1 protein-coding gene is annotated in these 625 nt (G+C 54.9%); it reads right to left on the bottom strand.

What is annotated here, in order from left to right:
• Positions 1 to 80 precede the first annotated feature (80 nt).
• On the bottom strand, positions 81 to 625 hold a 545-nt coding region (locus WH277_RS02065; RefSeq protein WP_339504114.1), incomplete at its 5' end, for a molybdopterin dinucleotide binding domain-containing protein.

The following is a 625-nucleotide window of genomic DNA, read 5'->3' as shown; positions in this document are numbered from 1 at the left end:
GCGATTAACCGCTCCACGGCAAGTAAAAAGCCTTTTCTGACGTGGTGGTGGGCGGCCATTGATGCGGCCGCCCTGGTGTGTCAGGCGATACGTCTTCCGGCCACAACAGGTGACAGACTGATCTTCACCGGTACCGATTTAGAGGTGGGCGTTCCGCTGCCGTCACCAAAACTCGAAAGTGGCACCAGCGGATTGGTTTCGGGGTAGTAGGCGGCCAGATTGCCACGCGGAATGGCATAGGGCACCAGCTTAAACCCGCTGACTTTACGGGTAATACCATCATTCCACAGCGTTTCGATATCGACGTTATCTCCGGCGGCGTAACCCATGTTGTCCATATCTTCCGGGTTGATAAACAGGACTTCACGCTGGCCGTAAACACCACGATAACGGTCATCCAGCCCGTAAATAGTGGTGTTGTACTGGTCATGAGAACGCAGTGTTTGCAACGTGAAAGGCACCTCAACATCGAGCGCCGGGAACAGCGAGGTCGGCAGGGCGGCCGCGCTGAACTGGGCTTTGTCATGCAGCGTATTGAAACGCAGTTCTGCCGCCGCATTGCCTAAATAAAAACCACCTTTCAAATCGCATTTGGCGTTGAAATCACTGAAACCGGGCAGGGTGG

It is taken from the genome of Erwinia sp. MYb416 (assembly GCF_037479575.1).
Lineage (GTDB): Bacteria > Pseudomonadota > Gammaproteobacteria > Enterobacterales > Enterobacteriaceae > Erwinia > Erwinia rhapontici.
Note: the sequence above shows the minus strand (reverse complement) of the source record. Positions and strands in the feature narration are given on the sequence as shown.